Origin of the sequence: Pedobacter aquatilis, assembly GCF_030409415.1 — a bacterium.
Taxonomy (GTDB): domain Bacteria; phylum Bacteroidota; class Bacteroidia; order Sphingobacteriales; family Sphingobacteriaceae; genus Pedobacter; species Pedobacter aquatilis.
The window spans coordinates 269519-295624 of record NZ_JAUFPW010000035.1; the positions used below are offsets into that span (position 1 = coordinate 269519).

At 36.8% G+C, this 26106-nt stretch carries 14 protein-coding genes; 12 read left to right on the forward strand and 2 right to left on the reverse strand.

Going from position 1 to position 26106, the window contains the following annotated elements:
- Positions 1 to 20 precede the first annotated feature (20 nt).
- Entirely contained in the window at positions 21 to 785 is a 765-nt protein-coding gene (locus QWY86_RS18135) for an SDR family NAD(P)-dependent oxidoreductase (RefSeq protein WP_290244155.1), read from the reverse strand.
- Between the two features lie 343 nt (positions 786 to 1128).
- Here QWY86_RS18135 and QWY86_RS18140 point away from each other — a divergent pair, with 343 nt between their 5' ends.
- The 7 genes from QWY86_RS18140 (at position 1129) to QWY86_RS18170 (ending at position 16195) form a co-directional block, all read left to right on the forward strand.
- Positions 1129 to 3879, forward strand: a complete 2751-nt coding sequence (locus tag QWY86_RS18140) for an alpha-d-galacturonidase (RefSeq protein WP_290244156.1) — start codon at positions 1129 to 1131, stop codon at positions 3877 to 3879.
- Between the two features lies 1 nt (position 3880).
- Positions 3881 to 5428, forward strand: a complete 1548-nt coding sequence (locus tag QWY86_RS18145) for an MGH1-like glycoside hydrolase domain-containing protein (RefSeq protein ID WP_290244157.1) — start codon at positions 3881 to 3883, stop codon at positions 5426 to 5428.
- Positions 5429 to 5443: 15 nt separating this feature from the next.
- Positions 5444 to 7030 (forward strand): glycoside hydrolase family 28 protein, encoded by a 1587-nt coding sequence (locus QWY86_RS18150; RefSeq protein WP_290244158.1) that lies wholly within the window; start codon positions 5444 to 5446, stop codon positions 7028 to 7030.
- Between the two features lie 42 nt (positions 7031 to 7072).
- Positions 7073 to 9886, forward strand: a complete 2814-nt coding sequence (locus QWY86_RS18155) for a glycoside hydrolase family 95 protein (RefSeq protein ID WP_290244160.1) — start codon at positions 7073 to 7075, stop codon at positions 9884 to 9886.
- Between the two features lie 122 nt (positions 9887 to 10008).
- The gene (locus tag QWY86_RS18160) at positions 10009 to 13521 is read left to right on the forward strand and encodes a malectin domain-containing carbohydrate-binding protein (protein ID WP_435406641.1); all 3513 of its coding nucleotides are present in this window, start codon (positions 10009 to 10011) and stop codon (positions 13519 to 13521) included.
- 120 nt (positions 13522 to 13641) lie between these two features.
- Positions 13642 to 15204: a sodium:solute symporter family protein gene (locus QWY86_RS18165; RefSeq protein ID WP_290244164.1), complete on the forward strand. Its 1563-nt coding sequence runs from the start codon at positions 13642 to 13644 to the stop codon at positions 15202 to 15204.
- Positions 15205 to 15262: 58 nt separating this feature from the next.
- Positions 15263 to 16195, forward strand: coding sequence for a dihydrodipicolinate synthase family protein (locus QWY86_RS18170; RefSeq protein WP_290244165.1), 933 nt, complete (start codon positions 15263 to 15265; stop codon positions 16193 to 16195).
- A 157-nt stretch (positions 16196 to 16352) separates the two neighbouring features.
- On the opposite strand, the gene QWY86_RS18175 is transcribed toward QWY86_RS18170, so the two are convergent.
- A complete protein-coding gene (locus QWY86_RS18175; RefSeq protein ID WP_290244167.1) occupies positions 16353 to 17222 on the reverse strand; it encodes an AraC family transcriptional regulator in 870 nt (289 codons plus the stop codon).
- Positions 17223 to 17451: 229 nt separating this feature from the next.
- On the opposite strand from QWY86_RS18175, the gene QWY86_RS18180 reads away from it, so the two are divergent.
- From QWY86_RS18180 to QWY86_RS18200, 5 genes are read left to right on the forward strand one after another with little or no spacing between them, the layout of a single operon-like run.
- The gene (locus QWY86_RS18180; protein WP_290244169.1) at positions 17452 to 19083 is read left to right on the forward strand and encodes a fucose isomerase; all 1632 of its coding nucleotides are present in this window, start codon (positions 17452 to 17454) and stop codon (positions 19081 to 19083) included.
- A 5-nt stretch (positions 19084 to 19088) separates the two neighbouring features.
- Complete coding sequence (locus QWY86_RS18185) at positions 19089 to 19763, forward strand: DUF3826 domain-containing protein (RefSeq protein ID WP_290244170.1); 675 nt, start codon at positions 19089 to 19091, stop codon at positions 19761 to 19763.
- Between the two features lie 33 nt (positions 19764 to 19796).
- Positions 19797 to 22967, forward strand: a complete 3171-nt coding sequence (locus QWY86_RS18190) for a SusC/RagA family TonB-linked outer membrane protein (protein ID WP_290244172.1) — start codon at positions 19797 to 19799, stop codon at positions 22965 to 22967.
- Between the two features lie 10 nt (positions 22968 to 22977).
- A complete protein-coding gene (locus tag QWY86_RS18195) occupies positions 22978 to 24834 on the forward strand; it encodes a RagB/SusD family nutrient uptake outer membrane protein (protein WP_290244174.1) in 1857 nt (618 codons plus the stop codon).
- 46 nt (positions 24835 to 24880) lie between these two features.
- The gene (locus QWY86_RS18200) at positions 24881 to 25858 is read left to right on the forward strand and encodes a hypothetical protein (protein ID WP_290244176.1); all 978 of its coding nucleotides are present in this window, start codon (positions 24881 to 24883) and stop codon (positions 25856 to 25858) included.
- Positions 25859 to 26106: the final 248 nt, after the last annotated feature.

The window sequence follows — 26106 nt, forward strand, 5'->3', positions numbered from 1 at the left end:
AGTTTTATCTCGTTGTAATTTTAATTATTTAAAGTTGTAAATCCACCATCAATCGGGTAATCGCAGCCTGTAATAAACGAAGCTTCATCGCTACATAAATATAAAGCTAGTGCGCCAACTTCCTCAGGTTTTGCCATTCGACCAATTGGTTGGGTTTTCGAAAGTTTTTCAAACATTTCATCAATGTTATCGGGATAGTTTTTCTGCAAAAATCCATCAACGAAAGGTGTATGAACACGGGCGGGAGATATGGAATTGCAACGGATGTTTTCAGCGATATAATCTTTAGCTACGCTCATAGTCATTGCTTTTACCGCACCTTTTGCAGTGCTATAGGCAAACCTATCTGGCAAACCAATCAGTGCGGCAATGGATGCCATATTTATGATAACACCCCCGCCCGAAAGTTTTAACAAAGGAATAGCTGCATATAAACAATTGTAAACGCCTTTAACATTTACACGCATGATGCGGTCAAAATCTGTTTCTTCTGTGGTATCAGCTTTTCCAATGTGCGCAATGCCGGCATTATTAACCAAAATGTCAATCTTTCCGATCTTATCGAAAGTTTTAATCACGGCCTGATGATCAGAAACATCACACGCGTAGCTTAATGCACTATTGCCTGCTGATTTTATTTCCTCAATTGCAGCTTTGGCCTGCTCTAAACCAAGTTCAATAATGTGTACTTCTGCACCTTGAGCCGCTAAAACGGTTGCTATTGCTTTACCAATTCCGCTACCGCCGCCGGTTACAATTGCTTTTTTATTTTTTAATGAAAACATGCTTTTATTTTGATGTTATGTATGAATTAGCATCGCCGAAATATAGCGAATTTAATACCTTTAAATTACGACACTCATAAATGTTACCTGGTTAGAGATAAAATCAATTGCAAATAAAAAAGAATTTGCAAACTGAAAATTGTATCTTCTTGCCTAAATATTATCTAATCTTCGCATTGGTTCATTTTCAGGCCGTTTTTCAGGTTTAGCTTGCAGAAATTTTACAAACCAGACCTAATATATTACTTATATTTGAATATTACTTTTATATTTAAATAATATTATAACCAAATATCCTCAAAAGCTTGTATCAAAACGGCTTTAGAGTTGTAGAGCCAACTGAATGAAAAAATTTCTGATTTTTATTACCTGTCTGTTTTTATCACCCATATTTTCTAGTGCTAATATTGAAAAAGCGGCTGAAAGCAAAACCATTTTCGTTTCCGCTGAAAGTAGTCTTCGTATCAGTTTTGGAGTAGAGAAATTATCAGCATCGCTAAAAAATAACAACTACAAATTAATAGTAAATAGCGTTAAGCAAAACCAAAAGTTAACACTTTCAAAAAATGCAATTGTTGTTGGCAAGCTTGGTGATAAATCAATAGAATCCATATTGCCGCAGACTGTAAAAAACAAAGTATCGGCATCTGGTAAAGAGGGTTTTACTTTAATGTATGATGCTAAAGGTGTATTATATATTATCGGGGCTGATGATTCTGGTGCGCTATATGGTTGTATGGAATTAGCTGAACAGATTAAAAATCAGGGCAAAATTCCTGCAAATATTTCAGTTACGGAGCAACCTGAAATGGTTTTACGCGGCACTTGTATTGGCTTGCAAAAACCAGATTACTTGCCCGGACGTGATGTTTATGAATATCCTTATACACCAGAAACCTTTCCTTGGTTTTACGACAAGGAACTTTGGGTAAAATATCTGGATATGATGGTTGAAAACCGTTATAACTCACTTTATTTATGGAATGGTCACCCTTTTTCTTCACTTATTAAATTAAAAGATTACCCTTATGCGATTGAGGTTGATGATGAAACCTTTAAAAAGAACGAAGAGATTTTTAAGTTTTTAACACATGAGGCCGATAAACGCGGAATTTGGGTGATTCAAATGTTTTATAACATCATTATCCCTAAACCATTCGCCGAAAAACATGGCTTAAAAACCCAGGATAGAAACCGACCAATAATCCCTTTGATTGCGGATTATACCAGAAAATCTATCGCTGCTTTTGTAGAAAAATATCCAAATGTGGGCTTAATGGTTGCGCTTGGGGAAGCAATGGAAGGTGTTGGTCAGGATGATATTGATTGGTTTACCAAAACCATTATTCCGGGTTTAAAAGATGGACTCAAAGCATCTGGCAGAACCGATGAACCACCGATTGTTTTGCGTGCACATGATACTGATGCGCCTGCAGTTATGAAAGCAGCCTTACCGCTTTACAAAAACCTTTATACCGAAAATAAATTTAATGGTGAAGCTTTAACAACTTATGAGCCTCGGGGTGCATGGGCAGAATTGAATAGAAAGCTTGCTTCAATTGGTACCATAAATATTTCTAATGTACACATTTTAGCCAACCTGGAGCCGTTTCGCTACGGTTCTGCAGATTTTATCCAAAAATCGGTGCAGGCAATGGATAAAATTTACGGTGCGAAAGGCTTGCATTTGTATCCTCAAGCAAGTTACTGGGATTGGCCTTACACAGCCGATAACGTTAAAGGACGTTTGCTGCAAACTGATAGAGACTGGATTTGGTACAAAGAATGGGGCCGTTATGCCTGGAATAGTAAGCGAGATAGGAATGGAGAAATTGAATATTGGGGTACGGAATTAGCAAAAAAATACGGTACAGATGCAAATGGTGGAAAATTTATTTTGAACGCTTACGAAGAATCTGGAGAGATTTCGCCAAAGCTTTTACGTCGTTATGGCATTACAGATGGCAATAGACAAACCTTAACATTAGGTATGCTGATGACCCAGTTAATTAATCCTTTCAGGTATGGTTTATTTACTTTGATGTACGAATCTGAAGCACCCGAAGGTGAAATGATTATTGAGTACGCTGAAAAGGAATGGAAAAAACAAGGCCATATTGGCGAAACGCCAGTTCAGATTGCAAAGGAAGTTGTAGAGCATGGCAAGAAAGCGATTGCGGCCATTAATCAGGCGAAGCCAACAAAAGATACTGCTGAATTTAACCGATTAAAAAACGATATTTATTGCTACAATGCAATGGCCAATTCTTATGCCGAAAAGGTAAAAGCTGCATTGTGGATTTTACGTTACAAATACTCTAATGAGGTTACCGACCTTGAAAAAGCCTTGCCATCATTACAAAAAAGCCTGGATTTCTATGCAGAGTTGGTAAAACTTACCGAAAATGATTACTTGTATGCCAACAGCATGCAAACCAAGCAGCGAAAAATACCAATGCGTGGTGTAGATAAAACTTTTATTACCTGGAAAGAAATGCTGCCGGTTTTTACCAAAGAGTTAAATCATTTCAAACATAGTATCGATTCTTTAAAATCGGTTAAGCCAGGCTCAGAAATTAAAATCATCGCCTACAAAAATGCTGATGCTAAAATACTTTCGCCTAAAGCTGAAGAAATTGTTTTTAACAAAAACGTAAATGTATTTTCTGATACAACTGTAACGGTAAAAGAAATAACGCCTGAATTAATTGGCTTGAAAGGGATAAAACTTTCAAAAGCAAATCAGGTCAAAGCAGGAACAGAAATAAAATTCAGTACAAAATCTGCGGTTAAAATTTTGGTTTGTTATTTCAATGTTAAAGATGCATCAACCTTGCATCCGCCACAATTGGAAACAGATGCAAGTGCCAATAATTATGGTCAGAGTGAGATTAAAATTTCAAATGCACTGGTTTTAAACGGTTATTTGCCACTTAATGTTCATGCCTATTCATTTCAGCCAGGTACGCATACTTTAACGTTGGGTAAAGGCGCTTGCTTAATTTTAGGCTTTATTGATGATAAACAAGAATTGCGCATTTTCAACGCAGGGCTTGATGGTCGTGGAAAAGATATTGACTGGTTATTCGAATAAAATGAAGAAGGTTTTTTTAACGGCATTATTCGCCACATCGTTCGCATTTACAGTTTTAGCACAGCAAAAGGCAATGCCTTTAAAAGCTAAACTTAAGGAATATGTTAGCTATTTTAATTCGATTGATACTGAAGCGGTAAAAAACTTTGTGCCAAACGCGAATGCTTATAATTGGTTATCAGAAAATATTCCACTTTTAGAATGCCCCGATAAAGTTTTGGAGCAAAATTATTATTATCGTTGGTGGTCGTTTCGTAAACATTTAGTTAAAACACCTGAGGGATTCATTTTTACAGAATTTATTGAGCCGGTAAAACATGCCGGGAAATATAATTCCATCAGCTGTGCTGCCGGGCACCATATTTACGAAGGCCGCTGGTTAAAGGATAATAGCTATTTAAAGGATTATATTAAGTTTTGGTTTTACAATGCCGATGTTGGTCAAACCAAGCCTCGTTTCCACCAGTTTAGCAGTTGGATTGATGATGCCATTTACCAAAACCAGCTGGTAAAGCCTGATGCAGCATTTCTTAAAAGTATTTTTCCTGCAATGGATTCAGATTATGAGAAATGGGAAAAGGAACGTGGTTTAAAAAGTGGTTTGTTTTGGCAGCACGATGTTAAGGATGGTATGGAAGAATCGGTTAGTGGCTCCAGAAGAGATGAAAATCGAAGACCAACTATCAGCAGTTATATGTTTGCAAATGCAAAAGCGATGGCTCAAATCGCTTCATTATTTGGTGATAAAAACCTCAAAAAAAAGTACGATGCAAAAGCCGTTGCTTTGAAAAAACTTGTTCAGGATAGTTTATGGAATACCTCATCATCATTTTTTGAAACCAAACTGGCAAAAGGTGGATTGGCAAATGTTCGCGAAGCGATTGGTTTTATCCCATGGGATTTTAACCTGCCGGATGATAAGCCAGAATACGCCTTGGCTTGGAATCAAGTTTTAGATACTGCCGGCTTTAACGCCCCTTGGGGCTTGACTACTGCAGAACGTAGAAACCCAACTTTTAGAACGCGTGGAACGGGTCACAGCTGCGAATGGGATGGAGCACTTTGGCCTTTTGCTACATCGCAAACCTTAAAAGGACTTTCAAATTTATTAACCAATTATAAAAACCATGGCAAAATGACTGCCGATGTTTTTTACGATGAATTGCATACTTACGCTAAATCGCATACAAAAAATGGCAAGCCTTATTTGGGCGAATACCAGGATGAAAAAAATGGCGAATGGCTTAAAGGTGATAATCCGAGAAGCAGTTTTTACAATCACTCTACTTTCTGCGATTTAATTATTAACGATTTAATTGGTGTAAAACCCCGTGCTGATGAAATTTTTGAGCTTTATCCACTCATCCCGAAAGGTAAATGGGATTGGTTTAAACTTGATAATTTATCTTATCACGGCAAAATCATCACCATAAAATGGGATAAAACCGGCAAGAAATATAATCAGGGAAAGGGACTTTCTGTTTCTGTAAACGGAGTAGAAAAATATAAAGGTGCTGAATTAAAAAAGGTACTTGTAAAGTTGAATTAGTAAATCAAATCGATAATGATATTTAAATCACCAATAAAATTTATAGCCCTATTATTAGTTTTTTGCTCATCAGTTTTAGTGAGCAAAGCCCAATCTTATTATAATGTTTTAAAGTATGGCGCTAAAAACGATAGCACTAAACTTGCAACGGTTGCGATTAAAAAAGCCATTGATGCAGCTTCGGCAGCAGGCGGCGGAACGGTTTATTTTCCGGCAGGGAAATACTTAACAGGTGCTATTCATCTAAAAAGTAACATTACGATATTAATTGACGCAGGTGCAGAACTTCATTTCAGTGATAATTTTGATGATTATTTACCAATGGTAAAAAGCCGTTATGAAGGCGTTGATGTAACGAGTTTTTCGCCACTTTTCTATGCTTATAAAGCTGAAAATATTTCGATAATCGGTAGAGGATTAATTGATGGTCACGGAAAAAAATGGTGGGATTTTGTTGAGGGTTACAAAGAGGGACAAGCTCGCTCTAAATGGCAAATCATGTTTGATGGGTTAAATAAGGATATTGTACTTCCGGACGACCCAAAACAAATGAAACGCGGATTTCTTCGTCCGCCGTTTATACAAACTATGTTTTGCAAAAACGTATTAATTGATGGGATTTCTATTCGCAATTCCCCTTTCTGGACGGTTAATCCAGAATTTTGTGAAAATGTTAAAATCCATTCAGTAACCATCAATAATCCGCACTCGCCAAATACGGATGGTATAAATCCGGAATCTTGCAAAAACGTTCACATTTCAGATTGCCACATTAGTGTTGGTGATGATTGCATCACGATAAAATCTGGTAAAGATGCTCCGGGATGGAAAATGGCTGTTCCGGCAGAAAATTATGTTATCACCAATTGTACAATGTTATCTGGTCATGGTGGTGTGGTAATTGGCAGCGAAATGTCTGGAGATGTACGCAAAATCGCCATATCAAATTGTGTTTTTGATGGTACAGACAGAGGCATCAGAATCAAGACAGCAAGAGGCAGAGGCGGAATTGTGGAAGAAATTCGCGTGAGCAATATCATAATGAAGAACATTCGCAACCAGGCCATTGTGTTGGATATGCAGTATGCTAAAACAACTGTTGAACCAGTATCCGAACGTACGCCAAGGTTTAGAAACATTCATTTTAGCAATATTACCGGACAAACAAATGAAGCTGCATACTTAAACGGAATTGAAGAAATGCCAATTGAAAACATCACTTTTAGTGATATAAATATGGAGGCGAAAACCGGGTTTAAAATTGGTTTTGCTAATAAAATTGAGTTTCACAATGTTCAGGTTAACACAGAATTAGGCGCTGTAATTTCTACTTCAAATGTGAGCCAGTTAACAATCGATAATGTAAAAACTTACACGCCAAAAGCAAATGCAGCCATTATCGATTTGAAAAATACAAACGATGCTTTCATTTATAACGCCTTTCCGTCAGTTGGAACTTCAACATACCTAAATCTTAGTGGCGCTGATACTAAAAACATATCTTTAGGAAACAACAACTTTAAAAATGCGGTAAAGGGCGTTAGCAAAGCTGATGATGTAACAGAAAAAGTTAATGTGATTTCTGGTGATAAGGGTCAATAGGCGCTAATAAATTATTCCAATATGATTGATGTAAACTTGAAGATGAATTTTAGAAAATGCCTGCTGATTTGTAGTTACTTTCTTTGCGCTTTTTCTGTTTCTGCCCAAGATTTAAATCAAACACTGTGGTACACCAAACCTGCTGAAAAATGGACGGATGCGCTACCAATCGGCAATGGGAAAATCGGTGCAATGATTTACGGCGGTGTAAATTCCGACCAGATTCAGTTTAACGAAGAAACATTGTGGAGTGGTAAACCTCGCAGTTACAATAAAAAAGGCGCATCGGCTTATTTGCCGCAAATTAGAAAGTTACTGGCAGAAGGTAAACAAAAGGAAGCTGAAGAATTAGCGCAAGCAGAATTTATGGGTTTGCAAAGCGAACCTGGCAATCGAGAAGCTTGGGTTAAAGAAATCAAATCTGGGAAAGGAATGGAAGGAAATCCAGCATTGGAAGCCTACAATGATAAACTTTGGAAAAGTATTAAAGTTCCATCTTATGAGGGTTGGGAAGCTGTTGGTTTAACCAATTTAGATGGAGCAGTTTGGTTCAGGACTTCGTTTGATGTACCAGCCGATTGGAAAGGAAAAGATTTGATTTTGGATTTAAACAGAATCAGAGACCAGGATTTCACTTACATAAATGGAAAATTAATTGGTAATACCGATAACCTCGAACCCCGGAAATACACGATTCCAGCCTCATCAATAAAAATTGGTAAGAATACAATTGCCATTTTGGTTTTAAATTATTACGATAAAGGCGGCATCGCCGGATATAAGGACACAACCAAAAAGATTGGAATTTATCCGAAAGGAAGTTCCGTTGAGCAAGGGATTTCGTTGGTTAAGGAGTGGAAATACAAAATCCAAAATCAAGAGCCGCCTGCCGTTGCCCAATATCAGGCCAGTTATCAGCCTTTCGGCAATTTAAAATTGAACTTCAAACATGGAAATTCAGCAATCACAAACTACAAACGCTCACTTGATTTAAAAACAGCGATTGTTAACACGAGTTATACTGTAAATGGAGTTGATTTTAAACGTGAGTATTTTGCAAGTGCACCTGATAATGCCGTAATTATTTACTTAAAAGCTAGCAAACTTGGGTCTGTAAATTTAACGGCGGCGCTTTCCAGTCCTCATTTAAAAACTGAAATCTTAAAAGTAGATAAACACTTCATTTCGATGAAAGTTCAGGTTAAAGATGGTGCGTTAAAAGGCGAAAGCAGGTTAAGTGTAACTGTTAAGAAAGGAATTGTAAAGATTGTTAATAATCAAATTGTTGTAGATAAGGCCGATGAAGCAACATTTACCCTTACTGCAGCAACAAATTTTGTTAGTGCTAGTAATGTTTCCGGAAATCCGGCATTGAAAAATTCGGTTTATCAGCTTGGCGTAATGGGGAAGGCATACAATTCCATTAAACAATCTCATATTAAAGAATATCAATCCTATTATAACACATTCAGTATAAATTTTGGGCAATCAGGGAGTGAAAATTTGCCAACTGATGAACGTCTGGAGAAATTTGCAACATCAAACGACCCCGCTTTCGCAGGGCTTTATATGCAGTATGGACGTTATTTACTCATTTCTAGCTCCAGACCGGGAACGCAACCTGCAAATTTGCAAGGAATTTGGAATGATTTATTAAGCCCACCATGGGGAAGCAAATATACCACCAACATTAACATGGAGATGAATTATTGGCCTGCTGAAGTGTTAAATTTATCTGCTTTAAACGAGCCACTTTTTAAAAAAATGGAAGGTTTAGCCATTACCGGTGCCGAAACTGCGAAGGAATATTATAATGCCCACGGTTGGGTTTTACATCACAATACGGATATCTGGAATGGAACTGCACCAATTAATGCCTCCAATCATGGGATTTGGGTAACTGGGGCAGCTTGGTTAAGTACGCATTTGTGGGAACATTATCAATTTACAAAAGATACTGAGTTTCTAAAAATACAGGCTTATCCTTTGATGAAAAAATCAGCCGAATTTTTTGAAGACTTCTTGGTTAAAGATGCTAAAACTGGTTGGTTAATCAGTACGCCTTCAAATTCGCCTGAAAACGGAGGTTTAGTTGCAGGACCAACGATGGATCATCAAATCATCCGAACGCTTTTTAATGATTGTATAGAAGCATCAAAGGTTTTAAAAATTGATGAAAGCTTCCGTAAATCACTGGAGGAAAAAGTTAAGCTAATTGCACCAAATCAAATTGGTAAGTATGGTCAGTTGCAAGAATGGTTGGAAGATAAAGATGATACCACAAACAAACACCGCCATGTTTCGCATTTGTGGGGTGTTTATCCCGGAAATGATATTGCATGGGATAAAGATGCCAAAATGATGAATGCAGCTAAACAATCGCTTTTATATCGTGGTGATGATGCAACAGGCTGGAGTTTGGCTTGGAAAATCAACTTCTGGGCAAGGTTTAAAGATGGCGACCATGCAATGAAACTGATAAAAATGCTAATAAAGCCTGCAAATAATGGCGCCGGTTCTTACGTTAATCTTTTTGATGCACATCCACCATTTCAAATTGATGGAAACTTTGGCGGCGCAGCTGGTATTGCAGAAATGATTATGCAAAGTCATCAAGGTTATATTGATATCTTGCCCGCCCTGCCATCGACCATACCGCAGGGAGATGCACGTGGATTAAAAGCCAGAGGAGGATTTGAGCTAAATCTAAATTGGGATAAAAACGCACTGACCTCCCTAACCATTACCTCAAAAAGTGGAGAAGATTGCAAAATAAGATATAAGGATAAGGAGGTTAGTTTTAAAACTAAAGCCGGAGAAAGTTACAAAATGGACGGAGATTTAAAATTGAACTAGTTCGTCATTGCGAGGTATAGTTTATCCCGACGTTTCGGAAAAGCAATCTTAAAAATGATTGTCTGGAAGAAGATGATTTTTGAATCGCAATGACGAATTTGTGAATGTTTGTGTTGTTTTATATGAAGTTTTTGATTAGAATATTTATTGTTGTTTCGCTTTTTTTTGTGGTAAATGCTTTTGGGCAAACTGCCATCAGAAAAGATATTTCGCTAAATAATCACTGGCAAAGTATTGCCGATGCAAAAAATATAAAGGCATTTGATGGATTCCATCTTGCGGGATATAATACCTCAAAATGGCAAAATGTAAATGTTCCGCATAATTGGGATCAGTACGAAGGTTATCAGCGAAAACTTCATGGTAATAAACATGGTTATGCCTGGTATCGAAAATCATTCAAAACCAATGAAAAACCTATTGGTAAACGATTTTTTCTTTATTTTGAGGGCGTTGGTTCTTATGCCACAATTTGGTTAAATGGTAAAAAAGTTGGCTATCATGCAGGCGGCAGAACAACTTTTACGCTTGATGTTACTTCATCTATCAAATTAAAGAATCAATCAAATATTTTAGCTGTTCGGGCAGATCATCCCGCAAATATTCAGGATTTGCCTTGGGTTGATGGCGGTTGCTCAACCGAACGCGGCTTTTCTGAAGGTTCTCAGCCAATGGGTATTTTCCGTCCGGTTCATTTAATTGTTACCAATGAGGTACGGATTGAACCATTTGGCGTTCACATCTGGAATGATAACAAAGTTTCGGAAAAATCAGCTGTTTTAAATATCAAAAGCACTATTAAAAATTATGCTTCATCAGCAAAAGAGATTACGGTTTTAAATCAGCTTCTTGATGCGGATATGAAAGTTGTGGATGAACAAAAAAGCGTGATAAAGGCATCGGCTGGTAAAGAAATCAATGTAAAGCAAAAGACAAAGGAGCTTATAAATCCCAAGCTTTGGTCGTTAGAAAATCCATATCTCTACACTTTAAAAACAACTGTTTTATCTAACGGAAAAATTATAGATGAGATAAATACGCCTTATGGAATTCGTTGGATTAGCTGGCCAATTGGCGAAAATGCAAATCAAAAGCAATTTTACTTAAATGGAAAACCAGTTTTTATAAATGGTATTGCAGAATATGAGCACTTAATCGGGCAAAGTCATGCTTTTAGTAGCGAGCAGATAAAATCCCGTGTTAAGCAAATAAAAGCTGCGGGGTTTAATGCCTTTCGTGATGCCCACCAACCGCATAATTTAGAATATCAAACCCATTGGGATAAGATGGGCATACTTTCGTGGACGCAAATGGCAGCACATATTTGGTATGATACGCCCGAATTTAGAAAGAACTTCAAGACGCTTCTGGTTGATTGGGTTAAGGAGCGCAGAAATAGTCCGTCGGTAGTGCTTTGGGGTTTGGAAAATGAAAGCACTTTGCCCGAAGATTTTGCCAGAGAATGCACTGAACTGATTATAAAACTCGATCCGACTGCATCATCGCAAAGAAAAGTTACAACCTGCAATGGCGGTAAAGGTACGGATTGGGATGTACCGCAAAACTGGACTGGAACCTACGGCGGCAATCCGCAAACTTATGGTGATGACTTGCAGAAGCAAGTTTTAGTTGGAGAATATGGTGCCTGGCGAACAATAGACTTACACAAACTCGCCGCAGGCGAAAAAGGTTATACCGAAAATGCCATGACCGATTTAATGGAAACAAAAGTTAGACTTGCAGAATCTGTAAAAGATAAAACCGCAGGGCATTTCTTTTGGCTTTATAGCTCGCATGATAACCCGGGTAGGGTACAAGGCGGCGAAGGTTTAAGAGATATTGATAGGATTGGTCCGGTAAATTATAAAGGCATGTTTACCCCATGGGAAGAACCAACTGATGTTTTTTACATGTTCAGGGCGAATTATGCACCAAAAGAAAGCGAACCGATGGTATATATTGTTTCACACACCTGGCCTAACCGATGGAATAATCCTGGTATAAAAGATAGCATAGTAGTTTATTCGAACTGCGATGAGGTGGAACTTTTTAATGATTATAATCAAGAATCTTTAGGTAAACAAAAGCGAGGTGGCATTGGAACACATTTTCAATGGAATAAGCCTAATGTAAAATATAATGTGCTTTATGCAGTTGGTTATGTAAACGGAAAACCTGTTGCAAAGGATTATATTCTTCTAAATAACCTGCCGAAATCGCCGCATTTTGATAGCCTTTACAACATAAAAACCGAGGTTAATTTAGCTGAAGCTGATTACAATTACGTGTATCGTTTAAATTGTGGCGGAACTGATTTTATCGATTCAAGTGGTTTTAAGTGGTTTGCAGATAGAAATTTAAGCGATAAAAAAAGTTTCGGTTCAACATCGTGGACAAAGGATTTTAAAGGTATCCCTTCTTTTTTTGCAAGTCAGCGGAGAACATTTGACCCGATAAAAGGCACCAAAGACTGGTCGCTATTTCAAACGTTCCGTTATGGAAGAGATAAACTCAATTATCATTTTCCACTTCCGGATGGCGAATATTTAGTAGAGCTTTATTTTATTGAGCCCTGGTTAAATACTGGTGGTGGAATGGATGCTTCAGGAATGCGTTTATTTGATGTGGCTTTTAATCAGCAAAAGGTTATTATGGATTTGGATATTTTTAAAGAAGTCGGTCATGATGCAGCATTAAAAAAATCTATAAAATTTTACGTAAAAGGTGGCGCATTGGATATTTCGTTTCCGCAAATTAAATCAGGACAAGCATTAATTTCTGCCATCGCGATAGCAAGTTTGAAGAAAAATATAAAGCCTGCACCGCAAACTAAATCTATAATTAAAGAAAATGATGATGTTTTAATTTTAGATTGGATGGATATTGGCGATAAACAGTTTGCTGATGAGTCAACGGAATTTACATCATTGCCATCAAATTTTTATGGATCTGAATGGATTAAAACGTCCAATAAGAACCAACAAAAACAAAGCTTCACATTGAATGAAACCTCTGATGTTTTTGTAATACTTGATGCATCCATCAAAAATAAATTAGACTGGCTGGCTGATTTTGAAGATACCAAAACTGTTGCTGAAAATAGTGTTGGTGCAAGTTTTAAAGTTTATCGTAAAAGATTTAAAAAAGACAGTAGGGTTAAGTTAGGTTTAAATCCAAGCGATGCTTTTATGTATTCTGTTGTGGTTATTCCACCTACTGAGTTGGAGCCTGCTTATGATTTAAAAACAACAACAAGTTATAAAGCTACCGATGCCAAATTAATTGGAGATGGTATCGTTAAAGAAGATTTAATGGACAAACAAAGGGTGATTTTCAAAACTCAGGCTGGGGATACCTTAGAATGGAGTATTTGGGTTGGCGTTGCCGATACGTATTCACTAACTATCAAATATCATAATCCATCAAATAAAAATCTGAAAGCAAAACTGGAGTTTTTATCTGCCGATGGCACCATAATGAAAACTGAAATGGCTGAGTTTGCACCCACAAAAGCCGGTAAATGGAATTACCTTAATACTAATACCGGAAGTATGATTAATGCCGGTAACTATAAATTGAGAATCGTTGCTGTAGATTCTAAAGATTTAGCCATTGATGCACTGGACGTTCAGTAAGTAATTTCACAAGCCTTAAGAAGATAATATGATACAATATGTGGCGAAAATCTTATATTAATCTTGATTCTTAGTCGTGCATATTTGTTTTAACCAAATTAATAAACGAGCCAATAGATAATGAAGGGTTTACCTGTATTCGATCTTGCAATCATCTTCATATATCTTGTTGGAATGATATTAGTTGGGGTTTATTTCTCTAGAAAAAACAAAAATTCCGAACAATTTACGAAAGCTTCGGGCCTCATTCCCGGATGGGCAATAGGTTTATCAATTTATGCTACATTTTTAAGTAGTAACACATTTTTAGGTGTGCCAGGAAAAGCATTCGGTGGCAATTGGAATGCATTTGTATTTAGTATTTCTATGCCTTTGGCGGCGTGGATTGCCTCAAAATATTTCGTTCCTTTTTACCGTGGTACAGGTGAAATATCAGCTTATACCCATTTGGAACATCGTTTCGGTGCTTGGGCAAGGGTATATGCAGTTGTTTGTTTTCTTTTAACACAGCTGGCAAGAATGGGTTCGATATTTTTTGGAATAGCATTGAGCCTGCAAGCTTTAACTGGTTATTCAATGCAAATGATAATGATTGTAATGGGGATTTCAATCATTATTTACACAGTTTTAGGAGGAATTGAAGCTGTTATCTGGACTGAAGTGGTACAAGCTGTGGTTAAAACTTTTGGTGCTTTGCTTATCCTTTATTTAATTGTTACGAATATGCCCGGAGGCGTATCTAAGGTAATTGAGATAGGTAAAAGTGCTGATAAATTCAGTTTGGGTAGCTTTTCTCCAGATTTTGTAAGTTCATCCTTCTGGGTGGTTTTGCTTTACGGTTTTTTTATAAACCTGAATAATTTTGGAATGGATCAGAATTATGTGCAACGCTACCATACCGCATCATCAAGTAAGGCAGCTTCCAAATCAATTTGGCTATGTGTGTGGTTATACATCCCGGCTTCGTTGTTGTTCTTTATTATAGGATCTTGCTTGTATGCTTACTACGAAGTTAACCCTGAATTGGTACAATCTATCAAGCATCAAGTAGCGATTGAAAGATTGCCGGTTGGTACATCAGCTACCCAAATTTTAGCTTTAGAAAACACGCTTAAACCTGCTGATTATGGTGACAAGATTATGCCTCATTTTATGGTCACCAAGATTCCGGTGGGTTTGGTTGGATTAATCGTTTCGGCAATATTATCTGCGGCAATGAGCACCATAAGTTCAGGTATGAATGCTTCTGCTACGGTATTTTCGGTTGATATTTACAAGCGTTACATAAAATCGGACATCACCGAGAAACAAAATTTATCGCTTTTACATATTGCAACCGTAGGTTTTGGGTTAGCAGGGATGATTGCTGGCATCGCCATGATTGGCGTAAAAAGTATTTTAGATGTTTGGTGGCAACTATCGGGCATTTTTGCAGCAGGTATGTTGGGCTTATTTTTACTCGGGATGGTGAGTAAACAAACCAAAAATCACGAAGCCATAATTGCAACAATTATTGGCATACTGGTTATCATTTGGATGACTTTATCTTCTTTTCTGCCAACAGATTTAGAAGCTTTCAGATATCCATTACATCAAAATATGATTATTGTTGTAGGTACATTAACAATATTTCTTGTTGGTGTGGCATTAACAAAACTAAAAAATAGAAGACAAGCTAATTGAGGTTTTTAAAATCTTATCTCGGCATTATTTAATTACAAATTTACCATATCACAATATAATGGAAAACTCACAAAAAGGGTTCATCCCGGTTATGCTCACGCCATTTTTAAGCAACGGAAATATAGATTATCCGGCTCTTACACAGTTAACTGAGATTTATTTACAAGCTGGTTCTTCGGGATTATTTGCCAATTGTTTATCGAGCGAAATGTTTGAATTATCAGATAAGGAAAGAATTGATGCAATTGAACATGTTATCGATGTTGTAAACGGAGCAGTACCTGTGGTTGCAACCGGTACATTTGGTGGCGCAATTTCGAAACAGGCAGATTTTGTAAAAAGGGTAAATGATACTGGCGTTGAAGCTGTTATCGCCATTACAAGTTTGCTTGCAGAAGAAAATCAAGAGGATAAGGTTTTTGGTGATAATGTATACGATTTATTAAAGCAAACAGATAACATTCCTATCGGATTTTACGAATGCCCGGTTCCATACAAAAGGGTAATTAAGCCCACACAATTGGCCGATTTTGTTTCGACAGGACGCGTGATTTATCATAAAGATACCAGCTTGGATTTGACCCAAATAAAGGATAAAATCAATTTAACTAAAGATTATAACTTTGGCTTATACGATGCCTATATCGTTCATGCGGTTGAATCATTAAAATCTGGTTCAGCAGGTTTATCTTGTATTCAAGGGAATTATTTTCCAGAGTTAATTGTTTGGCTTTGCGACCATTATAATGATGAGACACTTAAAGAAGAAGTTGCTATAGTTCAACAATTTTTAATTGATAATATGGATGTAATGCACAATGTTTATCCTATAGTTTCTAAGTATTTTCTGCAAAAAAGAGGATTAGATATTTCTACTTTTACAAGAAGAGATGTGGGGGCTTTTACACCGAGTATAGTTAAAGAAGTTGAGAAATTATTTGATGATTATACAGCTTTAAGAAGCGATTTGAATATTCAGGTTTATATTTAAGCTAAATAACTTCGTCATTGCGATGTACGAAGCAATCTATTTCGTGAGATTGCTTCCCCGAAGTATCGGGACAAGCTGTGCCTTGCAATGACGGAAATGCTAAAAATGATTTGCCGTGTAAATATGCCAATCTGTAAATCTGTGGCGAAAAATAATACTAATTCAAGTACTTCCGTTTATAATCCAATGGTGTCATTCCGGTAACTTTTTTAAAGTGCCTGTAAAAGTTCGATACATTGTTAAAACCGCAGTCGAAACAAATCATTTCAGTAGGTAACTTATTTTCAATCAGGAATCTGCAAGCATGGCTAACTCTTATTTCAATCAGAAAATCATAATAGGTTTTTTTAGTCATGAGTTTAAAATAGCGGCAGAATGAAGTTACGCTTAGGTTACTTAACGATGCAACTTCCTCTAAAGTGATGTCCTTTTTATAATTACTAAGCGTATAATTACAAATTTTATTGATACGGAGCGTTTCCGATTCGTTAGATTGATAAAAGGTGTTGGAACTTGCCACAATACTTTCAAACTCATCTGTTTCGGCTAAAGTCTTTAAAATCGATAGTAAGATGATGATTCTGTCGATATTGGTCGCATTAACGGCTTTCGTCATAAGTTCAACCAGTTTTTCCTTTGCTTCACCGTTGATAACCATTCCACTTTTAGCCTTTTCAAATAGCTTGGGAATTAAATAAGCCTCAGGTAAATTAATCAAGTATTTGCCCAAACAATCTGGCAAAAAATGTATAACCATTGCTTCGGTATTAAAGTCTGAATTGTTTTGGAAATATTCATCTTTACAACGCCAGGTATGAGGCAAATTTTCACCTATTAAAACCATTTCTCCAGGCTCAAAATTACTGATGTTATCGCCAACAAAACGAACCCCTTCACCCTTGATTACATAGTGCAATTCCAGCTCCGGATGGTAGTGCCAAATGTTGCCGAAATTTGGCTTATTATCATGCCGAATACTGAATGAACTTTGAAGCGTTACAGGAACTTTGTGGAAATGAGGTTTCATGATTTTAATAAAAAATATTTGGTTAAAATAACGCTTCGGTTTTTGCGAAACATGAACGTATCTTGGCTAAAGATAGGCTCTTTTAGGATAACATCCTATATAAATTTGATAAAAACTACCATAAATTAACTATTTTGATTGTTGAGTTTTGTATATAGCCACTCAGGCATAAACCAAAATATAAACCGGCAAATTATTTTCATATAAATATTTTGTTCATTAATGAATTATGAAGCACGCAAAATTAAGCGAGATTTTACTTGTTTGCAGTGGTGATTTACGGCTTTCGGCAAACCAAAATTGCTGGCCGGCACAACTCGAAATGGAGCAAAAATTGACGGCCGAAATCGAAAAATTTGGGTGGTCGGTTAAGCGTGCTCATGAGTACAATTCAACAAAAAAACACGGCTTCATAGATTCGCAAAGAATGGGCATTGATATCTTTAGAAATATCGACCCAAAACAACCCTTAATTGTTGCCGAAAGTGTATGGCAATATTCGCATCACGTACTGGCCGGATTAACTACTCATAAAGGGCCAATTTTAACTGTTGCAAACTGGAGCGGACAATGGCCTGGATTAGTTGGCATGTTGAACTTAAATGGTTGCTTAACTAAAGCTGGCATTGCTTACAGTACACTCTGGAGCGAAAATTTTGATGATGATTTCTTTAGTGAAGGCTTACAGGAATGGTTATCTACAGGAAAAATCAGTTACGACCAAAGTCATGTTCAAAGCTTTAACTTAAGCAAAATACCAGCTGCCGATGATAAAAAGGGCAGAGCTTTTGCTCGTGGGTTAAGAGAACGCAAAGTTATTATGGGCGTTTTTGATGAAGGTTGCATGGGCATGTACAATGCCATTATTCCTGATGAGCTTTTGCATAAAACTGGTTTCTTTAAAGAACGATTGAGTCAATCGGCACTTTATGCAGCTATGCTAGACGTTACAAATGCAGAAGCTGAAAATGTTTTAGATTGGTTATTGAAAAAAGGAATGACCTTTAACTGGGGTACCAAAGAAGAAGTTCATCTAACAAAAAAACAAACTTTGGAGCAATGTAAAATGTACATCGCAGCTTTACGTATTGCTGATGATTTTAGTTGCGATACCATCGGAATTCAATATCAGCAAGGCTTAAAAGATTTAACCGTGGCCAGCGATTTGGTTGAAGGCTTATTAAATAATGAAGACCGACCTCCGGTTTTCTCAAAAGCAGGCAAAGAACTTTATGCCAAAAAAGCATTACCACATTTTAACGAAGTTGATGAATGCGCTGGCTTAGATGCTTTGCTTACCTATTGTTTGTGGAAAGAACTTGGAATGACCGGAGAAAATACATTGCATGATATTCGGTGGGGAGAACATTACAAAGGCGAAGCCATTGACGATTTTGTTTGGCTATTCTTAATTTCCGGTGCAGCACCACCAGCTCATTTTATTGATGGTTATGCGGGTGCTAGCAGCGACAGACAACCGCCAATGTATTTTAGGTTGGGTGGTGGTTCGTTAAAAGGTATCAGCAAGCCTGGATTTATTGTTTGGAGTAGGGTTTATATAATAGATAATGAATTACATTGCGATTTAGGCGTAGGCGAAGTTGTAGAACTTCCTAAAGCTGAAACTGAAAGAAGATGGAACAATACAACACCAGAGTGGCCGATTATGCATGCGGTTTTGAAAGGTGTAACCCGCGACCAGATGATGGCCAGACATAAAGCAAACCACATTCAGGTTGTATATACAAATTATGAAGCTAATGCACACGAGGCCTGCAGAATTAAAGCAGCTGCTTTGGATGAATTAGGCTTAAAAGTTCACTTTTGTGGTGATGTAAAATTGATTAAAAATAGAAATTAGAAAATATGAGATTAGGGATTATAGCGGTGCTTTTAGTAACATTTACCTCTTTCAACGCAATTGCACAAAATAATATATCAGCAGAAGAAAAAGCAAAGTATGTAAAGGCAATTACAGAAAGAGCTGATAAAATTGTAGCTACGCTTGATGTAAAGGATAGTAAAAAATCTGAATCGGTTAGAAATACCATCAGAGACCAATACAGCAATTTGAATGATATTTACATTATTCGCGATGCGAAATTGAAAGAAATAAAGGAGAAGAATGCAGATAATAAAGTAGAAAGAGATTCTGCAATTGCAAAGCAAAACCGGGTTACAGAAGCTTCATTGGCGAAACTTCATAAAAAATATATTGATAAACTGGCCTCTAATTTAACTGAAAGTCAGATAGAGCAAGTTAAAAACGGAATGACTTACAATGTTTTGCCGATTACTTATAAAGCATATCAAGAAGAAATCTTAACCCTAACCGATGAACAAAAGAAACAAATCCTAATCTGGTTAACCGAAGCCAGAGAACATGCAATGGATGCAGAATCATCAGATAAGAAACATGCCTGGTTCGGAAAATACAAAGGCAGAATTAATAACTATTTATCAGCCGCAGGCTACGATTTAAAAAAGGAAGGTATTGAGTGGGAGAAAAGGAGAAAAGCCGCTGCTGAAAAAGCAAACTAACCGAATAGATTAAAAACTAACCAAATAATAAATATGAAATTGAAACTTTTACAAAAATTTTCATGGTCCTTACTGGTTGCAATGCTTGTAAGTACAGTTCTTTTTGCACAACAGCGCCAAATTACTGGTAAAGTTGTAGATAAAAAGGACGGACAGCCGGTACCAGGGGTAACTGTTGGTATCCGAGGCAAAACAAATAATGTGAGCACCAATGATAGAGGTGAATTCTCATTAGTCGCAGATCCTAACACGGATGCTTTAGTGTTCTCGTACATTGGCTACATCCGTCAAACAGTTCCATTAGCTGGAAAAACAACATTAAGCATTAGTTTTGTAGAAGATGATAAAAATCTAGATGATGTTGTTGTAGTAGGTTATGGTACTAAAAAACGTTCTGAAATCTTAGGTTCTGTGGCTACTATTACAGGTACAGAAATTCAGGATGTTCCGGCACCGAATTTAGCGGGTGCGTTGAGAAATAGAATTGCCGGTGTAGGTGTTTCGCAAGTTTCTGGTCGTCCTGGTTCTCCAATTACATTAAACATCCGAAATTCAACTGTTTCGCCTTCTTTAGTGGGCACTGAGGCAAATGGAACTGATGAACCACTTTATATTGTTGATGGTATTACCGTAACCAGAGATGCTTTTGACAATATCGATGCATCAATGGTAGAAAATATGACTTTCTTAAAAGATGCTTCTGCGGCTATTTATGGTGCGTCAGGTGCGAAGGGTGTTGTTTTGGTTACTACTAAAAAGGGTAAAATCGGCCGTCCAAGCATTACTTACAATGGTTATGTTGGTATTTCTGATGCTGCAAAAACGCCAGAAATGTTATCAGGATATGAGCATGCTAAACTATTAAATGAAACCTATAGCATTCAAAATGCAAGTGCTTCTGCATATTTCTCTCCAGAAGATTTAGAGTATATTAAAACGCTAAACTATAAAAGCTGGTACGATGAACTTTGGCAGCCTGCAACTACGCAGCGCCATAATATTGGTATATCTGGCGGCAGTGATAAAATTACTTTTTTTGCCGGTGGAAGCTATCAAAGTGAAAACGCAAACTATGCGGGGATGAAATTTGATAAATACAGTTTCAGAAGTGGTGTAGTGGCAACCTTAGTTGAAGGCTTAAAAGCTGACATTAACTTTAACGTAGATTACGGAACAAGAGTACAGCAACATAATGCACAAGATAATGATGCTAACTTTTTTGAGAAGCTTGTAACTACTCCAAGATGGGTGCCTATCAGTATTAACGGTAATTACGTTAATTATGTAGGTGTTAATGGTAATAATTTAAACCCTGCTGCACAGGCAGAATCTGGTTACTACAATAATCGTAGCAATAAAGGATATAGAATAAATGCAAGTTTAAATTACGAGCCAACATTTTTAAAGGGTTTTACAGCAAGATTGCAGATATCTCAGGCTAGTGGCTCGGCAAAGAGTACACAATATATCCCGCCTTACAGATTGTTCAATTACGCCAGAATGGGCAATAACAGTTTATTGTTTACCGACCAATTAGTTAATACTTCTCCAACATCATTTTTTGTAGAACCAACCAGTGCAAGTGCGGCAACCATTACACCAGGCGTTTCAGAAAATAATAGCTACCAAGGTTTCTTAACATTGCAGTATGGCAGAACATTTGGCAAGCATACAGCTAACATATTAGTTGGTGGTGAGCAGAGCGAAGGTAATTCGCAGGCTTCAGCTGTTCGTTATACAAATCAATTAATTCCTAACATAGATCAGTATTGGGCATTTGACGCATCAACATTAGCTCGTCAGGATTTTTCTAGAACAACTACTTCAAAACGTTCAGGCTTTGGTCGTTTAAGTTATGATTATGATAAAAAATATTTATTAGAAGTAATTACCCGTTTAGATGCTTCATCTCAATTTGCAACCGGAAATCGTTGGGGTGTTTCTCCGAACGTAGGTTTAGGATGGGTTGTAAGTCAGGAAAAATTCTTTAAAGACTCTAAGTTTTTAGGTTTTATTAACTTCTTAAAATTAAAAGCAAACTGGGGTATTACGGGTGATGACAGAATTGGAACTCGTTTATGGCAAGATAGATTCGTAATCGATGTAACCAATGGATATTTATATGGAAACTCAACGCAAAACAGTTTAAACCGTTCTCGTTTGGCTAATCCGGATATTACCTGGGAAAAGAAACAAACCCTGAATGTTGGTTTAGAAACTTCGATGTTTAACAATAAATTAGATTTTAGTGTTGAGGTTTTCAGAAATTACAATTACGATGCATTTGATTTAGGTGGAAATAACTTATATCCACAATATTTTGGAACAGCAGCACCGATAATCAACTATAGAGAAACTTATAATTGGGGTTCTGAGTTTAGCATCGGTTACAAAGCAAAACTGGCAACCGACTGGAATCTGAATGCAAGTGTTAACTTCTCGTATGGTAATTCTGTTGTAGATAGATTGCTTTATGCTCCGGGAAACTTATTTAACAATGTAGCAAACGAATGGTTAATCAATTTCGGAACAGATCCTAGAGTTTATAACTCTAGCAATATTGGTTTAAAAACAATTGGTATGTTCAGAACTCAAGCCGATGTAGATGCGTTCATGGCTAAAAATCCAAATTACAGGCTTTATGATCGCATTCCACAAGCAGGTTGGTTATATTATGAAGATACAAATGGCGATGGTGTAATTTCTGATAGTGATATGCTACCGATGTTTAAAAATACCAATGCATTCTTTGGTGGTGGTATCAATTTAAACTTAACTTATAAAAGCTTCGCTTTAAGTACCAATATCAATGCAAGGTTTGGTGGTAAAGTTTTCTATGATGGAAGATCGAGAACAGCTCCGGCAGAAAATAGAAACGTTTTAACAATCTGGCAAGATCGCTGGACACCAGAAAATCCAATGCAAGGAAAGTATCCTCGTTTTGATGATCCATCTTTGGCTAGAAACTCTGATTTCTGGGCCGTTGATGGAACAACAATCCGTATTAACACCATGACATTAAGTTACAAAGCTCCGGCAGGATTTACTAAAAAGATAGGTTTTAGCGGCGCAAGAGTTTTACTTACAGGTAATAACTTGTGGACAATCGTAAACCCACTTCCTTACAAAGATCCTTACACTTCAAGTGCTTGGGATTATCCTATCCTAAGAACAATATCTTTAGGTTTAAGTCTTAACTTATAATTTTTGAGCAATGATTAAGCAATTAAAAAACAACATAACAAAATCTTTACTGGTTTTAGCCATTGCAGCAGCTTTACCTGCCTGCGTAAATAAAGATGAATTTTTTCTTTTACCTGATACTGAAGGTATTGACATAGCCATTTGGGATAATGAGGGTTCAGTTCAATTGCACCTAAATAGGGTATATGATGTAACTATTCCTTGGTTCCCATTACAGATAGCGCCAGATAGGATTGGTGTACATCTTGCAAGTGATGAAAATTATTATCCAAACGGCGATGCAAATGCTAGAGCTGCGCTTGGTATGGAAGGTGTTTTAGGTGTTAATGATGTTCGAGGGATTGTGGGTAATCAATACAGAGGTAATCCTGGCGATAATAAATATTGGGACATTGCAAGATGTAATGACGCCATTACAAACATTCCAAAAGGAGGCATGGCTCAAAACAGACAGCGTGAGTATTTAGGGCAGTATTATGCTTTAAGGGCGATGGCTTACTTTGAGTTGGTTAAAATTTATGGTGGTGTGCCATTAATTTTAGAGCAACAACTTGCCAATAGCGTTTATACAGACGGTAGAAAAAGTGCAAAAGAATGTTTTGCAGCTATTATCAGCGATTTAAATAATGCAATGACTATGTTAGAAGGCTTCAATCCGGCTGATGGAGACGGAAGAGGTAAAATGACGAAGCTTATAGCTGCTTGTTTAAAAGCTAAGGTTTTGCTTTACTGGGCAAGCCCACAATTTAATCCAACTAACGATCCAAAGCATCCTTATGTAGCCGCCCGATGGACTGAAGCATTGGCTGCCAACAAAGAAGCTTACGATTTATGTATTGCTGCAGGTAAAAGATTAATGCCAAATTATATTGATATTTTCCGTACTGAAGGCACTGCTAATACAGAAGCCATTTTAGTTAGGACATATTCTAACACCATCCCAAATAGAGGGCATAGAGGTGAGCAATTTAACAGACCAACTTCAGAAGGTGGTGGATACAATCAAATGTATACACCAACGGTAAAAATGTTAGAATCTTATCCGATGAGAGATGGAAAACCGAGAGGAACATCTACTGCTTTTGTTTATGATCCGGTTATGTTTTGGCAAAATAGAGATCCAAGATTTGAAGCAACATTTGCAACCAACGGTTCTGTATATCCATTAAGCGGTAACGCCACGAGAAAACAGTGGACTTATAATAATGCAATCAACGAGTCGAATGGTAATGCTGTTTATGTGAAACGTTTTACTACACCAGGTTTAGCTGTAGGTGGCGTTTCTTACTCTAACGGTGTTGGTGGAAGTGGTATGGATTGGATTGAATTGAGATTTGCAGAAGTAATGTTAAACTATGCTGATTGTTTAAATGAAACTGGAAATATTGCATTCGCAAAAGATTTAGTTAGACAAATTAGAGTTAGGGCTGGCGTTGTTGCTGGCGATTCAGATTATGGTTTAGGTTTTGCAAACAACACAGCTGATTTCCGTACTTTGCTTTTAGGAGAGAGACAAATTGAATTTGCTTTTGAAAATAAACGTAATGCTGATTTAAGAAGAACACGTACATTTCATCTGCTAACAGGTAACATGTCTAAATTAGAAGTTTCATTAGCAAACACTGCTGACAAGGCTATTTTAGAAGCCGTAACTAATGGTGTAATGTTTAGAGAAACCATAAATGTGAATGATAAAACGACTTATCAGAGATATTTTAGAAACGTAACAACTACACCAAATTTTGGAGCTTACACAATACCAGAGTTTCATTATTTCTACACATTCCATAACGATTTTGTGAATTTTGGGGCCAACATCACAACAACAGTTGGATGGCCGGGTGGAACATTTGATCCGCTAGATTAAAAATAGAAGTCGTAAACAGAGATTGTTTGATTTAATAATATTAAAAATGAAAACTAAAAATATTCAAAAGTTATTCCTTTTAGCATTAAGCCTTATGTTTTTTGCCTCTTGCAAAAAGGAATCTGAAAATATATTTACCATGTTTAAAGATGTTACGGTAACTTTTAACAATAGCGATCCGCGTTGTGTTACTGATTACAAAGTGGTAAATGATAAAGATGAGGTGTGGATTGATTTTACGATTAATTCTGCTGTAGAAGATATGTATTCGTATGTTATAGAAACATCGGCTGGAACTACAACACCATCAAGAATTACAACTCCGATTTCGGATCCTGCACAGCGCAGAAGTTTTTCTTTTATTTATAAAATTCCCAATAGTACATATCCCGCACTAAGAGATGGTAAGCAAAGCTTTAGAGTTTATGCATTAAATCAAAAAGGAATTTATATTGGTGATGGATACAAAAAAGTAACCATTGATGTAAATCCAAGCTATAAAATCTTCGCAAACAGAGATATCTTTTTGCCAGATTCGACTGCTAAAGTTTTGCCTTCATTCTTTTCTTTAAACGATGCTACAAGTTTTAGTTACACTAACGGAGCGACAAATGCTGCTAAAATAGATTTTGGTATTTATCGTACAATGTATAAAGATGCACAAGGTGTTACTCAATATGCTGTAAATCTGTATAATACAACGGCACCGGCTACAGTTTTTCCAATTTATGATACAAGCACCTGGACAAAACGAGCTACAAAATTTAGTGCGCCAATTACTAATCAGGGAACAATATTTTTAACTAGTGCCATTTCGGGTTCAACTATCGAAACCTTGGCAAAAGCTAGAACTATAAATCTAAATAATACAGTTGCAACAACGGCTGCGGCGGGTTTGGCTCCAGGTAGTGCCGTATTCTTTTTAACACCTGAAGGTAAATATGGTATGATGTTAATCAATCAGGTAACAACAGATTTGCAGAAAAGACCTTACATTGATGTGAGCATAAAAATGCAAAATTAAATTGCTTGCTGTATGGCGGATTTAGCACCGCTACTTTTATATATATTTGGTTTGAAAAAGGGGAGCAGCGAGTGCTCTCCTTTTTTATTTAAGAATGTTACATTTATATATGAATTTTTTATTTACCTTGTAACACGGCTTTGATAATGAACTTGATTTGTTGTGTGTTATTTGTTCGATTGGTAATATTGTACAATACATAGCGAAAATTATACAGTAAAAGGCTATTTTTAGATTGCAAATTTGAA

Coding starts and splice junctions, on each gene's coding strand:
- QWY86_RS18135 (WP_290244155.1), bottom strand. CDS start 785: ATGTTTTCATTAAAAAATAAAAAAGCAATTGTAACCGGCGGCGGTAGC.
- QWY86_RS18140 (WP_290244156.1), top strand. CDS start 1,129: ATGAAAAAATTTCTGATTTTTATTACCTGTCTGTTTTTATCACCCATA.
- QWY86_RS18145 (WP_290244157.1), top strand. CDS start 3,881: ATGAAGAAGGTTTTTTTAACGGCATTATTCGCCACATCGTTCGCATTT.
- QWY86_RS18150 (WP_290244158.1), top strand. CDS start 5,444: ATGATATTTAAATCACCAATAAAATTTATAGCCCTATTATTAGTTTTT.
- QWY86_RS18155 (WP_290244160.1), top strand. CDS start 7,073: ATGAATTTTAGAAAATGCCTGCTGATTTGTAGTTACTTTCTTTGCGCT.
- QWY86_RS18160 (WP_435406641.1), top strand. CDS start 10,009: ATGAAGTTTTTGATTAGAATATTTATTGTTGTTTCGCTTTTTTTTGTG.
- QWY86_RS18165 (WP_290244164.1), top strand. CDS start 13,642: ATGAAGGGTTTACCTGTATTCGATCTTGCAATCATCTTCATATATCTT.
- QWY86_RS18170 (WP_290244165.1), top strand. CDS start 15,263: ATGGAAAACTCACAAAAAGGGTTCATCCCGGTTATGCTCACGCCATTT.
- QWY86_RS18175 (WP_290244167.1), bottom strand. CDS start 17,222: ATGAAACCTCATTTCCACAAAGTTCCTGTAACGCTTCAAAGTTCATTC.
- QWY86_RS18180 (WP_290244169.1), top strand. CDS start 17,452: ATGAAGCACGCAAAATTAAGCGAGATTTTACTTGTTTGCAGTGGTGAT.
- QWY86_RS18185 (WP_290244170.1), top strand. CDS start 19,089: ATGAGATTAGGGATTATAGCGGTGCTTTTAGTAACATTTACCTCTTTC.
- QWY86_RS18190 (WP_290244172.1), top strand. CDS start 19,797: ATGAAATTGAAACTTTTACAAAAATTTTCATGGTCCTTACTGGTTGCA.
- QWY86_RS18195 (WP_290244174.1), top strand. CDS start 22,978: ATGATTAAGCAATTAAAAAACAACATAACAAAATCTTTACTGGTTTTA.
- QWY86_RS18200 (WP_290244176.1), top strand. CDS start 24,881: ATGAAAACTAAAAATATTCAAAAGTTATTCCTTTTAGCATTAAGCCTT.